Annotated in this window: 12 protein-coding genes; 5 read left to right on the top strand and 7 right to left on the bottom strand. The window is 69.6% G+C overall.

Going from position 1 to position 13,491, the window contains the following annotated elements; translation table 11 throughout:
- Nucleotides 1-66 precede the first annotated feature (66 nt).
- The gene (locus BLP38_RS12745) at nucleotides 67-1,425 is read left to right on the top strand and encodes a uracil-xanthine permease family protein (protein WP_091358367.1); all 1,359 of its coding nucleotides are present in this window, start codon (nucleotides 67-69) and stop codon (nucleotides 1,423-1,425) included.
- A gap of 39 nt (nucleotides 1,426-1,464) precedes the next feature.
- The gene (locus BLP38_RS12740; protein WP_091358364.1) at nucleotides 1,465-2,340 is read left to right on the top strand and encodes a VOC family protein; all 876 of its coding nucleotides are present in this window, start codon (nucleotides 1,465-1,467) and stop codon (nucleotides 2,338-2,340) included.
- Between the two features lie 3 nt (nucleotides 2,341-2,343).
- On the opposite strand, the gene BLP38_RS12735 is transcribed toward BLP38_RS12740, so the two are convergent.
- The 5 genes from BLP38_RS12735 to BLP38_RS12715 form a co-directional block, all read right to left on the bottom strand.
- Nucleotides 2,344-3,366 (bottom strand): LacI family DNA-binding transcriptional regulator, encoded by a 1,023-nt coding sequence (locus BLP38_RS12735; RefSeq protein ID WP_231916506.1) that lies wholly within the window; start codon nucleotides 3,364-3,366, stop codon nucleotides 2,344-2,346.
- Nucleotides 3,367-3,428: 62 nt separating this feature from the next.
- On the bottom strand, nucleotides 3,429-4,874 hold the full coding sequence (locus BLP38_RS12730; protein ID WP_091358361.1) for a GH1 family beta-glucosidase: 1,446 nt from the start codon (nucleotides 4,872-4,874) through the stop codon (nucleotides 3,429-3,431).
- Nucleotides 4,875-4,917: 43 nt separating this feature from the next.
- Nucleotides 4,918-5,835, bottom strand: coding sequence for a carbohydrate ABC transporter permease (locus tag BLP38_RS12725; protein ID WP_091358358.1), 918 nt, complete (start codon nucleotides 5,833-5,835; stop codon nucleotides 4,918-4,920).
- Nucleotides 5,832-6,860 (bottom strand): carbohydrate ABC transporter permease, encoded by a 1,029-nt coding sequence (locus tag BLP38_RS12720; RefSeq protein WP_091358355.1) that lies wholly within the window; start codon nucleotides 6,858-6,860, stop codon nucleotides 5,832-5,834. Before BLP38_RS12720 ends, BLP38_RS12725 begins: the two co-directional genes overlap by 4 nt.
- Before the next feature lie 81 nt (nucleotides 6,861-6,941).
- A complete protein-coding gene (locus tag BLP38_RS12715; protein WP_091358352.1) occupies nucleotides 6,942-8,216 on the bottom strand; it encodes an ABC transporter substrate-binding protein in 1,275 nt (424 codons plus the stop codon).
- 231 nt (nucleotides 8,217-8,447) lie between these two features.
- On the opposite strand from BLP38_RS12715, the gene purS reads away from it, so the two are divergent.
- Together purS and purQ are read left to right on the top strand one after the other, a co-directional pair.
- Nucleotides 8,448-8,693: a phosphoribosylformylglycinamidine synthase subunit PurS gene (gene purS / locus BLP38_RS12710; RefSeq protein WP_091358349.1), complete on the top strand. Its 246-nt coding sequence runs from the start codon at nucleotides 8,448-8,450 to the stop codon at nucleotides 8,691-8,693.
- A complete protein-coding gene (gene purQ, locus BLP38_RS12705) occupies nucleotides 8,690-9,397 on the top strand; it encodes a phosphoribosylformylglycinamidine synthase subunit PurQ (protein WP_091358346.1) in 708 nt (235 codons plus the stop codon). Before purS ends, purQ begins: the two co-directional genes overlap by 4 nt.
- Nucleotides 9,398-9,403: 6 nt before the next feature.
- Here purQ and BLP38_RS12700 read toward each other — a convergent pair whose 3' ends face one another.
- Entirely contained in the window at nucleotides 9,404-11,950 is a 2,547-nt protein-coding gene (locus BLP38_RS12700) for an excinuclease ABC subunit UvrA (protein WP_091358343.1), read from the bottom strand.
- Nucleotides 11,951-12,018: 68 nt separating this feature from the next.
- Here BLP38_RS12700 and BLP38_RS12695 point away from each other — a divergent pair, with 68 nt between their 5' ends.
- The gene (locus BLP38_RS12695) at nucleotides 12,019-12,936 is read left to right on the top strand and encodes a 2-hydroxyacid dehydrogenase (RefSeq protein WP_091358339.1); all 918 of its coding nucleotides are present in this window, start codon (nucleotides 12,019-12,021) and stop codon (nucleotides 12,934-12,936) included.
- Here BLP38_RS12695 and BLP38_RS12690 read toward each other — a convergent pair whose 3' ends face one another.
- Nucleotides 12,937-13,455: an adenine phosphoribosyltransferase gene (locus BLP38_RS12690; RefSeq protein ID WP_091358335.1), complete on the bottom strand. Its 519-nt coding sequence runs from the start codon at nucleotides 13,453-13,455 to the stop codon at nucleotides 12,937-12,939. It abuts the gene before it with no gap.
- Nucleotides 13,456-13,491: the final 36 nt, after the last annotated feature.

Genomic DNA, 13,491 nt, shown 5'->3' with positions numbered 1-13,491 from the left:
CGCACGCACAGCCCGCTCCCAGGTAGCCTGACCCCAGGCATCCCCCACCATCTGAGGAGCACGCGCATGCCCATCTGGACCCTTCACGGCGATGGACGCCGCGTCGCCCCCGGAGCCGTCGTCACCCCGAGCGAGCGTCTCGGCTGGGGCAGCACGATCGCGATCGGCGCCCAGCACGTCGTGGCAATGTTCGGCGCGACGTTCCTCGTGCCGCTGCTGACCGGCTTCCCCGTCAGCACGACGCTGCTGTTCTCGGGACTCGGGACGCTCCTGTTCCTGATCCTCACGCGCAACAAGCTGCCCAGCTACCTCGGCTCGTCGTTCGCGTTCATCGCCCCGATCACGGCCTTCGGCCCGGGCCAGGGCCAGCCGCTCGACAGCCCCGAGCAGATCGGTCAGGCGCTCGTCGGCGTCTTCGTCGCCGGCATCCTGCTCGCCGGCATCGGGTTCCTCGTGCAGGCGACGGGAACGCGCTGGCTCGAGAAGCTCATGCCGCCGGTCGTCTCGGGCGCGATCGTGGCCCTCATCGGCCTCAACCTCGCGCCGGCCGCGTGGAACAACTTCCAGACCGACGCGGTCCTCGCGACCATCACCCTGGTCGCGTGCATCCTGTTCGCGGTGCTCTTCCGCGGCATCCTCGGACGCGTCTCGATCTTCCTCGGCGTCGTCGTCGGCTACATCGCCGCGCTGATCATGGGCAAAGTCGACTTCTCGGGAGTCACCACGCTGATCGACAACGGGCAGTGGATCGGTCTGCCGACCTTCCACCTGCCGTCCTTCGGTGATCCGGTCGCCTGGGGACTCCTGCCGATGTTCCTGCCGGTCGTCCTCGTCCTCGTCGCCGAGAATGTCGGCCACGTGCGCGGTGTCGCGACGATGACCGGAGACCCCACGGTGAACAAGCGCACCGGCCGCGCCCTTCTCGCCGACGGTCTCGCGACGACCCTCGCCGGCGCGTTCGGCGGCTCGGGCACGACCACCTACGGCGAGAACATCGGCGTCATGGCGGCGACCCGCATCTACTCGACGGCGGCGTACTGGGTGGCCGGCATCATCGCCGTGCTGCTCTCGTTCTCGCCTGTCGTCGGCGCCGTGCTCTTCACGATCCCGAGCGGCGTCATCGGCGGCGTCACGACTGCGCTGTACGGTCTCATCGGGGTCATCGGCATCAAGATCTGGGTCGACAACCAGGTCGATTTCTCGCGGCCGGTCAACCAGTACACGGTCGCCGTCGCGTTCGTCATCGCGATCGCGAACTTCACGATGGACCTCGGTCAGCTGCAGTTCGGCGGCATCGTGCTCGGCACGGTCGCCGCCCTCGTGATCTACCACGCCGGCAACGCGATCGCCCGGGCGCGCAAGACGGGGGCAGACGACGGCGGTCCCATCGTCCCGATCGGTCAGCTCGGCGGCGACCCCGACTGACGGGGAACAACCTCGGGTGCGGATGCGTTCCATATTCACATGAATACGTCCGCGCTCGACCGGCTCGCTCCCACCACCGCGATGGGGGCCGTCACGCTGCTCGTCGGCGACCTCGACGGCATGACGCGGTACTACCGCAACGTCGTCACGCTGACGGTGCTCGACGCGGCCGGTGACACCGTCACGCTGGGCCGCGCCGGACGTCCGATCGTCGTCCTACGCCACGAGCCGGGACTCCGACACGCCCCGGCCGGCGCCGCGGGCCTGTTCCACACCGCGATCCTTTTCGAATCCCAGACCGCGCTGGCCGCAGCGATGTTCTCGCTCGCGCAGCACTCGCCGCAGTCGTTCGCCGGCAGCGCCGACCACCTCGTGAGCCAGGCCTTCTACGCCACCGACCCCGAGGGCAACGGCATCGAACTCTACTGGGACCGCGAGCGCACCGAGTGGTCCTGGACCCACGGCCAGGTCGAGATGGACACCCTGTACCTCGACCCCAACGCCTTCCTCCGGGAGCATCTGACGGATGCCGCGGCCCAGGGCGCGAGCGCCGATGATGCGGCATCCGTCGGTCACGTCCACCTCTCCGTCGGCGACGTGCGGACCGCCCGAGCGTTCTACGTCGACGCGCTCGGCTTCGACGTGACGGCGGAGCTCGGCGGGTCCGCCCTGTTCGTGAGCGCGGGCGGCTACCACCACCACATGGCGATGAACGTGTGGAACTCGCGCGGTGCGGGACCGCGCATGCCGGCGCTCGGGCTCGGCCGCGTCGACCTCGCCCTGCCCGATCAGGACGCGCTCGGCGAACTCGGTGAACGCCTGAGTCATCACGGCGTGCAGGTCGTCGACGACGGTCGGACGGTCTCGTTCACCGACCCGTGGCGCAACACCCTCCACGCCGGCGCGGCGCTGTAGGCCTCAGGCGGATTCGCGCACGACCAGCTGCGTGTCGAGCAGCGTCTCGTGGGGCGGGAACCCGCCGGCCAGGAGCGTCAGCAGGACATCGGCCATGACCTCGCCCTGCTGCAGCGAGGGCTGCCGCACGGTGGTGAGCGTCGGCGAGACCGACGTGGCCACCGGCGAGTCGTCGTACCCGACGATCGCGACGTCCTCGGGGACGCGGAGTCCCGCACGAGCCAGCTCGACGAGCGTTCCACGCGCCATGAGGTCGCTCGCCGCGAAGAGACCGTCGAACCGGGCGCCGGATTCGAGGATCCGCCGGACGGCCGCGGCGCCTGCTGCGGCGGTGAAGTCGCCGTCCTCGACCGCGACGGGCGCCAGGCCCGCGGCATCCAGCGCTTCGCGGAAGCCCGTCAGACGGTCGATGCCACCGGGCATCGTCGTCGGGCCGGTGATCGTCGCCAGCCGCGTGCGACCCTGGTCGATCAGGTGCTGCGTCGCGAGGCGGCCGCCTTCGACGTTGTCGACGTCGACGTAGTAGTCCCGTTCTCGCTCCCGGACGGGCCGGCCGCCGTAGACGACGGGCATCGCGGCGGCGATGCGGTCGATGAAGGCGTCGCTCGTGTGGTGCGAGACGATGATCGCCCCGTCGACGGCACCGCTGCGGAGGTACGCCGTCGCCTTGTCGTCCGGATCGTCGCTCGCGATGATCAGGTTGAGCACGTAGTCCGACTTGGAGACCCGCGTGTTGATGCCGCTCACGATCGCCGCGAAGAACGGGTCGCCGAAGAAGCGGGTCGTGTCCTCGGGAACGACGAGGGCGATCGCCATCGTCGCCCGGCTGGCCAGCGACCGCGCCGCACGATTGGGCACGTAGTTGAGCTCGTCGATCGCCCGGCGGACGGCAGCGAGCGCGGCAGGACTGACGGCGGTCGACCCGTTCACCACGCGCGAGACGGTGGAGCGGGACACCCCCGCCGCTGCAGCGACCTCTTCGATCGTGACCGGCGACGCGAGCGTTCCGGGCGGAGGAATCGTCACCGAGGGGCCGCTCGTCACCGGCGAGTGAAGGGTTTCGGACACGGTCACCTCGGGAAGTGCAATCAGTCGATCGCTCGGTCGGCGATGACCCGACGATACTCCAGCGCGCTGTCCTTGAACGTCCGTTCCTGGGTGTCGTAGTCGACGCGGATGAGCCCGAAGCGCTTGTCGTACCCCCAGGCCCACTCGAAGTTGTCCATGAGCGACCAGTAGAAGTACCCGCGCACGTCCACACCGGCGTCGGCCGCATCCAGGATCGCCTCGAGATGCCCCCGGAGGAACTCGACCCGGTCCTCATCGTGCACCCGGGTCTGGCCGCCCTCGTCGACGGTCTCGTCGTCGTAGGCGGCGCCGTTCTCGGTCACGAACAGGGCGGTACCGGCATCCTGCGCGTATTCGTCCCACACCCGCTCGAGAAGCGTCGTCAGCCCCGCGGGCTGCACCTCCCAGTGCATCGCCGTACGGGGAAGTCCGCGCTCGTACCAGTGGATGCCGTGGCCCGCCGGCCAGGGCGAGCCCACGACGCGGTCGGTCGGCGCATCGCCCGGCAGGGGCGGGTCTGCCGGGGCCGTGCCGCCGACGAACTCGCCGTGGTAGTAGTTCACGCCCAGCACATCCAGCCGCTGCGAGATGGTGTCGAGGTCGCCGGGGAGGACCGCCGCCTCGAAGCGGGCCACCTCGTCGGCATCGACGCCGCGGATGTCCTCGACGATGTCCGCAGGGTAGCTCCCGCGGAAGATCGGGTCGAGGAACCACCGGTTGAACTGCCCGTCGATGCGACGCGCGGCGTCCACATCCTCCGGTTTGGCCGGATCGGCCGCCTCGGCGACGGTGAGGTTCAGCGTGATGCCGAGGTTCAGCGCGGGGTCGCGGCGGCGCAGCTCCTCGACCACGAGACCGTGTCCGCGCAGCAGGTGGTGGGATGCCAGCATCCCGTCACCGATGCTGAACCGGCCGGGGGCGTGGATCCCGCCCGTGTAACTGAGGAACGACGAGCACCACGGCTCGTTCAGGGTCGTCCAATCGGTGACGCGGTCCCCGAGGGCGTCGTGTACCGTCAGCGCATACTCGGCGAACCGCTCGCTCGTCTCACGCGCCGTCCACCCACCGCGCTCCTCGAGCGCCTGCGGCAGGTCCCAGTGGTAGAGCGTGAGCCACGGGCGGATGCCGGCGGCCAAGAGCTCGTCGACGAGGCGTTCGTAGAAGTCGACGCCCTTCGGGTTGGCCGCTCCCCCGTCGGGCCGCACGCGCGACCACGAGGTGGAGAAGCGGTAGGTGTCGAGGCCGAGCTCTTTCATGAGCGCCACGTCACCGCGGTAGCGGTGGTAGTGATCGCACGCGACATCCCCGTTGTCACCGCCGATGACGGCGCCCGGCACGCGGCTGAACGCATCCCAGATCGAGGCCGTGCGGCCGTCCTCGAAGGCAGCTCCCTCGATCTGGTAGGCGGCGGTCGCGGCGCCGAAGAGGAAGTCGGTCGGGAAGGGGCGCGGGGTTCGGGCGGGCACGGGGGCAGAGTACTCCTGCGAAAGGACGTTCACGGTGAGGCCGTCAGCCCTTGACCGCGCCGGCCATGATGCCGCTGACGAGCTGCTTGCCCGCGAAGACGAACAGCAGGATCAGCGGAACGGTGGCCAGGAGGACGCCCGCCAGGACGACGGAGTAGTCGACGAAGTAGTTCGCCTGCAGAAGCGACAGCGCCACCGGGAGGGTCGGGCTCTGCCGGTCGAGCACGATGAACGGCCAGAAGAACTGGTTCCACGCACCGACGAACGTGAAGAGGAAGAGCATGGCCGCGGCGGGACGCGCTGCGGTGACGCCCACCGTCCAGAAGGTGCGGATCTGACTGGCTCCGTCGACGCGGGCGGCCTCGATGAGTTCGTCGGGCACCGTCTGGCCGATGTACTGCGTCATCCAGAACACCCCGAAGGCGCTCGTCAGCGCCGGGATGATGATCGCGCCGATGGTCCCCGTCCATCCGAGGTCTGCGAACAGGATGTACAGCGGGACGACGCCGAGCTGCATGGGGACGGCCATGGTGGCGACGACGAACGCAAGCAGGAACTTGCTGCCACGGAAGCGCAGCTTGGCGAACGCCCATCCGGCGAGCGTCGAGAAGACGACGACCGACGCCGCGATCAGCGTCGAGCTGAAGACCGAGTTCCACAGGGCCAGCCAGAAGTTGACGGCCGGGTCGTTCATGACCGAGAGGGCGTTCGTCACGAAGTTGGCGCCGGGGATCCACGACATGTTCGGGTCGTTGATCGTGAACTGGTCTCCCGAACCGATGAGGAACGACCAGTAGTAGGGGAAGATCGCCGACACGGCGACGACGCCGAGCCCGACATAGACCCAGAAGCCGGCGCGCACGCCGCGGATGCGGGTGGTCCGCTCGCCGCGACGACGACGGGCGGCGTTCGGGATGTTCTCTTCGACGATGGCCAGGGGCGGCTCGCTGATGGTGGTCATCGCGCGGCATCCTTCCGTGCGCGTCGCGGCGCTTTCACGCCGCGGCCGCCCTCGTCGCGGACGAGGCGGCGGGTGATGAGGAGGTTCACGAGACCGATCACCACGATGATGATGAACAGGATCCACGCGAGGGCGGCGGCGCGACCGAAATTGAACTCGCCCCAGCCGATGTTGTAGAGGTACAGCGTGATCGTGAGCCACTGCTGGGCGGGTCCGCCCTCGCCGGTGTTGTCGAACATCCGCGGCTCGTCGAAGATCTGCAGACCGCCGATCGTCGAGGTGATGATCACGAAGATGAGGGTCGGGCGGAGCGAGGGCAGCGTGATGCTGACGAACTGGCGGAACGCGCCGGCGCCGTCGACCGTGGCCGCCTCGTAGTACTCGCGCGGCACCGCCTGCATGGCCGCCAAGAGGATGAGGGCGTTGTAGCCGGTCCAGCGGAAGTTCACCATGGTGGCGATCGCGACGTGGCTCCAGAACGGGTCCTTGTGCCAGGCGATGGGATCGAGGCCGACGGAGCCCAGCGCGTTGTTCACGAGGCCGTGGACGTCGCCGAACATGTTGCTGAAGATCAGCGCCACGGCGACGGGCGCCATGACGAACGGGAGCAGGACGCTCATGCGCCAGAACGTCTTGGCGCGGATGTTGCGGTCGAGCATCGCCGCGATGAAGACGGCGAGCAGCAGCTGCGGGACGGTCGAGAGCAGGAAGATGCTGAACGTGTTGCGCAGGGCGACCCAGAACTTCGGGTCGTTCAGGATCCAGGAGTACTGCTCGAAACCGACGAAGGTGCCGGAGTTGCGGATGAGATCCCATTCCTGGAACGAGATGACCGCCGTGAACCCGATCGGGAACAGACCGACGATTGCGAACAGGATGAAGAACGGCGAGATGTAGAGATAGGGCGAGACCTTCACGTCCCAGCGGCTGAGTCGCTGACGGAAGGAGAGCACACGGATCGGACGGTCCCCGGCGGTGGGCCGCTCGTCCACGGGGGTCTGTGGGCGGATGTCGGTGGTGGTCACGAGTCGTCTCCGTGGTGGTCGAGCGATGGAAAGGGATGCCGGCCGCCGCAGAGCGCGGCCGGCACCCCCGTCAGGAGTGGATCAGAAGGCCTCGACCTCGGAGACCCAGGTCTCCCACGCGGCATCCTCGGACTCGGACTTGTCGAAGACGCGGTTCACGGCGTTCTGGAGCGCGTCGTGGTACTTGAAGTAGTCCGCGCTCTTGAACGGCAGGACCGTGACGGCCTCGGCGCGGTCCGCGCCGATCTCGCCGGTCTTGGCGCCGTTGTAGTAGTCGTTGACGTAACCCGTCAGGTCGGCGTTCTCGTACGCGTCGACCTGGCTGGGGAACGCGCCGACGTTGACGAACGCCTCGACCTGCTGCTCAGGAGCGGACAGCCAGTCGGCGAGCTTCTGCGCTTCCTTCACGTTCTTGCCGTTGGCAGGAATGGTCAGGTACGAGCCGCCCCAGTTGCCGCCGCCGCCCGGGAAGGTGTTCGCGATCTTCCAGTTCTTCTGATCCGGCGCGTAGCCGGAGATGATGCCCTGCATCCAGCCGGGGCAGAGGACCGTCGCGAAGTCGTCGCCCTGGAAGGACGCGATCCAGTCGTCGCCCCACTGCGCGGAGTATGCCGAGTTCGGCACGGCGCGCTCGACGACGCTCTTATAGGCGTCGGCGATCTCGGGGTTCGAGGTCGCGATGACGGAGCCGTCCGGCTTGTCGTAGGTGTACTCGATCTGGTTGACGATGCCCTGCAGGACCGAGTTGGCCGAGTCGATCATGGCCTTGCCGGATGCCTCGCGGTACTGGTCCGCCACGTCGAAGTAGTTGCTCCAGTCGCCGTCGAACAGCGCCTCGACCTCAGCGGGCTCGGACGGCAGACCGGCCGCCTCGAAGAGGTCCGACCGGTAGCAGATCGCCTGCGGACCGATGTCGGTGCCGTAGCCGATGAGGTTTCCCTCGGGGTCCGTCGCGGCCTTCTCCTTCCAGTCCAGCCAACGGCCCTTGAGGTCGTCGGGGACGGGGGCGAGCAGGTCGGAGTACTGCATGGCCTCGCTGAGCCAGTCGACCTCAACGGCCTCGATGTCGGCGAGACCGCCCTTGCCGAGCTTCTGGAAGAAGTTCTTGCGGGCGTCACCCGACTCGGCCGCCTTGTTGTGGACGATCGTGACGTTCGGGTTCTCGTCCTCGTACTTCTGGAGGAACTCGTCGGTGTAGCCGAAGTTGTTGAAGGTGGCGATGGTCAGTGTGACCTTCTCGCCTTCCGCTCCGGTGCCGCCCTGGTCGCCGCCGCCGGCGCAGCCGGCGAGGACGAGAGCGGAGGTGGCGGCGACGCCGGCGATCAGGCCGACGCGGCGCAGGGCGCGTGCGTTCACAGAACACTCCTTTGTGGTGTGGCGAGAGCGAGGTGCAAGGATCTCCCGCATGGGAGCGCTCTCATCGAGTGATGCCGACGTTATGGGATCGCTCCCACGACTGTCAAGGGAGCGCTCCCACGACGGCGATCACGGTTTGGTCACGAGCCTCGACCTGCGCGGACGGTGCGCGGGCACGTCGGGCTCTAGACTGGTCGCGCACCCCTGCCCGCGACATCCCGGAGCTTTCTGATGCCCACCATCGTCGTCGACGTCATGCCCAAGGCCGAGCTCCTGGACCCGCAGGGGAAGGCCGTCGCCGGAGCGCTGCAGCGCCTCGGCCACGCCGGATTCGGCGATGTCCGGATCGGCAAGCGCTTCGAGCTCACCGTCGAGACGGCCGACGAGCAGACCCTCGCCGCCGTCCGCACGATCGCCGAAGAGATCCTCTCGAACTCCGTGATCGAGGACGTCGTCGGTATCGAGGTCGTCGAGTGACCGTCCGCGTCGGGGTCATCACCTTCCCCGGCTCGCTCGACGACGGCGACGCCCGCCGCGCCGTCCGGCTCGCCGGCGCCGAGCCCGTCGCCCTCTGGCACGGCTCCCACGACCTCGAGGGCGTCGACGCCCTCGTCCTGCCGGGCGGCTTCAGCTACGGCGACTACCTGCGCGCAGGCGCGATCGCGGCGCTCGCGCCCATCATGTCCGAGGTGAAGGATGCCGCGGCCAAAGGGATGCCGATCCTCGGCATCTGCAACGGATTCCAGATGCTCGTCGAGGCCCACCTGCTGCCGGGCGGCCTGATCCGCAACGCGCACCAGCAGTTCATCCGCCGCGACCAGCGCCTCGTGGTCGAGAACGCCGACACCGCGTGGACGAACGAGTTCCGCCGCGGCCAGGAGATCGTCATCCCGCTGAAGAACGCGGACGGCGGCTACATCGCCTCCGACGAGACCCTCGCGCGGATCCAGGGCGAGAACCTGGTGGCGTTCCGCTACGCGGGCGTCAACCCGAACGGGTCGATCGACGACATCGCGGGGCTCACGAACGAGCAGGGCAACGTCGTCGGGCTCATGCCGCACCCGGAGCACGCGATCGAGCCCGGGTTCGGACCCGACACCGCGGCCGCGATGCGGTCGGGGGTCGATGGCCTGCGGTTCTTCACGGCGGCCGTCTCGGCCGTCGTGCACGCCGCGGCCTGATCCGGCTCAGCCGCCCAGCCTGCGGGCGAGGTGCGGTGCCGTGCGACTGTCGGGTTCTGCCGCGACGGCTTCGGGCGTCCCCTCGGCGACGACGCGGCCCCCGGCATCCCCGCCCGACGGGCCGAGGTCGATGACCCAGTCGGCCGACGCGACGACGTCCATGTCGTGCTCGACCACGACGACGGTGTCGCCGGCGTCGACGAGGGCGTGCAGCTGCGCCAACAGTCGCCGGACGTCGGCGGGGTGCAAGCCGGTCGTCGGCTCGTCGAGGAGGTACAGCGTGTGGCCGCGCCGCGCGCGCTGCAGCTCCGTCGCGAGTTTGATCCGCTGGGCCTCGCCGCCGGAGAGCTCTGTCGCCGGCTGGCCGAGGCGCAGGTAGCCGAGACCGACGTCCTGCAGGGTGCGGAGGCTCCGGGATGCCGCGGGCACCCCCGCGAGGAACGTCGCCGCCTCGTCGACGGTCATCGCGAGGACGTCGGCGACGGTCTTGCCCTCGTAGGTGACTTCGAGCGTCTCGGGGTTGTAGCGCGCACCGTGGCAGGTCGGGCACCGGCCGTAGCTGCCGGGCAGGAAAAGGAGCTCGACGGTGACGTAACCCTCTCCCAGGCACGTCTCGCAGCGGCCGCCCGCGACGTTGAACGAGAACCGGCCGGGCGTGTACCCGCGTTCGCGCGCGAGGTCGGTCGCGGCGAACACCGCGCGGACGGCGTCGAACAGTCCGGTGTAGGTCGCGAGGTTCGACCGCGGGGTGCGACCGATGGGCTTCTGGTCGACGCGGACGAGGCGGTCGACGGCCTCCAGGCCCGTGACGGCGCCTACCCGCAGGGTGTCGATGGACGCCGCCGGCAGCGTCGCCTCGGCGATGCGCTCGGACGGCTCGTCGGCATCGCCTCGGCCGTCGGCATCCGCGTCGTCGACGGCGTCGCCCCGCAGATGACGATCGACGACCTCGCGTAGGACGCGGCTGACGAGCGTGGACTTGCCCGAGCCCGAGACGCCCGTGACCGCCGTGAAGACGCCGAGGGGGAACGCGACGTCGAGCCCGTCGAGGTTGTGCAGTGAGACACCCTGGAGCGAGAGGATGCCGGTGGCCTCGCGGCGCTCCCGTCGCACCGATGCGTCGGCGCCGGGGAAGAGGAACGGACGCGTCGCCGACTCGGCGACGGCGGCCAGCCCCTCGACCTCGCCGGAGTAGAGGACGGCGCCGCCGGCCTCACCCGCGCCGGGACCGACGTCGATGATCCAGTCGGCGCGACGGACGACGTCCATGTTGTGCTCGACGACGAAGACCGAGTTTCCCGAGGCGCGAAGCTGCTCGAGGACGTCGAGGAGCGGTGCGGCGTCGTCGGGGTGGAGGCCGGCCGACGGCTCGTCGAGGACGTAGACGACCCCGAACAGGCCCGAGCGCAGCTGGGTCGCCAGCCGGAGGCGCTGCATCTCACCCGGCGAGAGGGTCGTGGTGACCCGACCGAGGCCGAGGTACCCGAGACCGAGGTCGAGCAGCACCTGGATGCGGGCCACGAGGTCGGTCGTGATGGCGACGGCGACATCGGTGCGCTCGCCCGACGCGGTGGTCGGGAGGGCGGGCGAGGCATCCCGGATCTGCGTCGTCGGACGCAGGACCTCGGCGAGTTCGCGGATCGGCAGGGCGTTCAGCTCGGCGATCGAGTGCCCTGCGAACGTGACGGCGAGCGCTTCGCGGCGCAGGCCCGTCCCGCCGCACAGCGGGCACACGCCGGTGCGGACGAAGCCGAGCACGCGGTTGCGCATCGACGCGCTCTGCGAGTCGGCGAGCGTGTGGAAGACGAACTTCTTCGCGCTCCAGAACGTGCCGTTGTAGGGCTTGGCGACACGGTCGCGCTGCGGAGTGATCTGCACGACGGGCTGCTCCTCGGTGAACAGGAGCCAGTCGCGGTCGGCCTGGTCGAGTTCGCGCCACGGGCGATCGACGTCGTAGCCGAGGGTGATCGTGATGTCGCGGAGGTTCTTGGCCTGCCATGCCCCCGGCCACGCCGCGATCGCGCCGTCGCGGATGCTCAGCGACGGGTCAGGCACGAGCGTGTCCTCGGTCACCGTGTGCGCGACGCCGACGCCGTGACACTCGGGACAGGCGCCCGCCGCCGTGTTCGGCGAGAACGCGTCGGAGTCGAGGCGCGTCGTGAAGCCGGTCGGGAACGTGCCCGCCCGCGAGAACAGCATGCGCAGCGAGTTCGACAGCGTGGTGACCGTACCGACGCTCGACCGCGAACTCGGCGCGCCCCGCCGCTGCTGCAGGGCGACGGCGGGCGGGAGCCCCGTGATCGAATCCACGTGCGGGTCGTGACCCTGTTGGATCAATCGCCGCGCGTACGGCGCGACCGACTCCAGGTAGCGGCGCTGCGCCTCGGTGAAGATGGTGCCGAACGCGAGCGAGGACTTGCCCGAACCCGAGACACCGGTGAAGGCGACGATCGCGTCGCGGGGGACGTCGACATCCACGTTCCGCAGGTTGTTCTCGTGCGCCCCGCGCACACGGACGAAGGCATCGGCGTCGCGGCGGGGGGTTTCAAGCATCGAACCAGCCTAGGTGTCGTGGTCCCGGCACGGGCCGAGGCCCTGGGCCGGACGATAGCCTCGGACGCATGGCTTCGATCAGCGTCAGCGTCCCCTCTGCCCGCCTCGCCGAGGACCTCTCCGACATCGACGGGGCCGACGTCTTCGTCTGGAAGATGGATGCCGCCTCCCCCCGCCCGCGCATCGACATCGTCGTCCCGCCGTACATGTCCGGGCAGGACCCCCTCGCCCGGCTCGAGGGTGTCGAGGTCGGACTCGTGCAGGGTCAGGCGATCGGCTACGAAGGCATCGAAGACCGCCTGCCCGCCGGTACGGTCTTCGCGAACGCCACGACCGTTCACGAGGCGGCCACCGCGGAACTCGCCGTCGCCCTGACGCTCACAGCGCAGCGCGGCATCGACCGGTTCGTCCGCGCGCAGGAGAAGGGCGACTGGTCGCCGTTCCAGGCCACCGGTCTCGCCGACCGCCGCATCCTGGTGCTCGGCTACGGCGGCGTCGGCAAGGCGATCGCCGCACGTCTCGCCCCCTTCGAGGTCGACCTGGTACCGGTCGCCTCGAGCGCGCGCGACGAGGACGGCATCCGTGTGCACAGCGTCGACGAGCTGCCGGACCTCCTCCCCGGCGTCGACATCGTCGTTACCTCGCTCCCCGGAGGCGACCAGACCCGGCACATCATCGACGACGCGTTCCTCGCCGCCCTGCCCGACGGCGCCCTCGTCGTCAACGTGGGACGGGGGTCGCTGATCGACACGGACGCCCTCGTCGCGCACATCCGGAGCCGCGGCATCCGAGCGGCCCTCGACGTCACCGACCCCGAACCGCTCCCCGCGGACCACCCGCTGTGGACGCTCGACGGCGTCGTCATCGCGCCGCACGTCGGCGGGGCGACCGATGCGATGCACCCCCGGATCGTGCGGCTGCTGCGTCGCCAGATCGGGCACCTGCTCGCGGGCGAGGAGCCCGAGAACGTCGTGATCCGGACCTGATCAGACCGTGAACACGCTGTGCACGGGGCCGCAGACGGAGCGGCCCCCGAGCGCGGTGAGCTCCATCAGCACCGACGTGCCGGCGAGGCTGTAGCCGAGCTGCTCGAGCAGCTGCTGCCCGGCGCGGAGCGTGCCACCCGTGGCGAGGACGTCGTCGACGAGCAGGACGCGCGCGCCGGAGGACAGGTCGCCCGACATCTCGATCGTCGCGCTGCCGTACTCGAGGTCGTAGCTCACCGAGCCGGCGGGACGCGGAAGCTTGCCCGCCTTGCGGATCGGGGCGAGACCGGTGCCCGAGGCGATCGCGATCGCGCCGGCGAGCAGGAAGCCGCGCGCTTCGACGCCCGCGACGACGTCGAACGAGCCGATGAACGGCTCGGCCATGGCCATCGCGATGGTGCGGAGCCCCGCGGGGTCGGCCAGCAGCGGCGAGATGTCGCGGAAGAGGATGCCGGGTTCGGGGAAGTCGGGGATCGTCGCGATGAGCGCTTCGGCTCGGGCGAGTGCGTCGGGATTCACTGGGTCGAGGGTACTCGACAGCGTCTGATACCGCGT

It is taken from the genome of Microbacterium sp. LKL04, from assembly GCF_900102005.1.
GTDB lineage: Bacteria > Actinomycetota > Actinomycetes > Actinomycetales > Microbacteriaceae > Microbacterium.
The sequence above is the reverse complement of the archived record's forward strand: the minus strand, read 5'-3'. Positions and strand labels throughout refer to the sequence as shown.